The 1,227-nt window shown below is 46.7% G+C and carries 1 protein-coding gene; it reads right to left on the bottom strand.

Translation table 11 applies throughout. The features are described from left to right. Positions 1 to 127: 127 nt before the first annotated feature. Positions 128 to 1,227 (bottom strand): tetratricopeptide repeat protein (locus F6K49_RS50540; protein ID WP_293110430.1); only part of this gene is annotated, 1,100 nt, incomplete at its 5' end.

The following is a 1,227-nucleotide window of genomic DNA, read 5'->3' as shown; positions in this document are numbered from 1 at the left end:
CAAGGCCAAGGTTGCCTCTTGCCTCTTGCCTCTTGCCTCTTGCCTCTTGCCTCTTGCCTCTTGCCTCTTGCCTCTTGCCTCTTGCCTCTTGCCTGTTCCCTATTCCCTATTCCCTACTCCCTACTCCCTACTCCCTACTCCCTAGTTTGCCTTGTTTTTCCAAAACACTGGTCAACTGAGCGTTTACTTCATAATTTTCGGGTTGGATCTGGAGGGCAATTTGGTAGAAAATGATGGCTTGGTCTAACTGATTTTGTTTAACAAATGTATTGCCTAACTGTAGATAGAGTTCAGGATCGTTGGATTGTATCCCTAATGCCTTGTGATAATTATCGAGATTATCTGGATTAGTCCGAATCGCTCGACGATAACAGCTCATTGCTTGATCTAAATCGACCTGGACTCTTTCTCGAAGCACATTTCCTAATTTTTCCTGTATCTCGGGGTCATCTGGGTTTAACTGTATAGAGCGGCGGTAGGACGCTACCGCCTCATCGGACTTTCCCAATTGAACCAATACACCTGCTAAACTACTGTGTAACTGAGGATGGCCTGGATTTAATTTAATAGCATCGCCATAGGCGGTAAGGGATTCATCCCAACGCTGGAGTTTGCTGAGGGCGTTTCCTAAGTTTTGGTAAAATTCAAAGTACTGGTTGGGGCATAGGGCTATGGCTTGGTTTAAGGCTGCTACTGCTTCGTCTAATTTGCCGTATTCGGTTAAGGCTAGCCCTAAATTATGGTGAGACCAGGGATTGTAAGGATTTAGTTCTATGGCTCGCTGGTAAGCTGTTGCTGCTTCATCCCAAGTCTGTTGGGTTAAGAGTAAATCCCCTAACCAATGGTAAGATTCACAACAGTTGGGATTGATATCGAGAGCATAGCGATAGGCTGCGATCGCTTCTGCTATTTTCCCTTGTTCTCGCAAACTATCTGCCCATTGGTGAGCCGCTAGCCAAGGGTCTTCTGATGGGGGTTCATACTCTGGTTCTTGCCACTGTCCCAATGCTTCCAATGCTTTGCGCAAGGGGTAGTATAAATCTGGATTTTCTGGGCTGAGGTCAATGGCACGACCATAAGCGGTAACTGCTTCCTCCCAGTGCTGGAGTTGGGTGAGAGCTTCCCCTAATTTTTGGTAAAACTCAAAGTACTGATTGGGGGATAGGGCTATGGCTTGTTGATAAGCGGCTACGGCTTCTTCTAGCTTCCCTTGTTGGGCTAAGGCTA

Source organism: Moorena sp. SIO3I6, from assembly GCF_010672095.1.
Note: the sequence above shows the minus strand (reverse complement) of the source record. Positions and strands in the feature narration are given on the sequence as shown.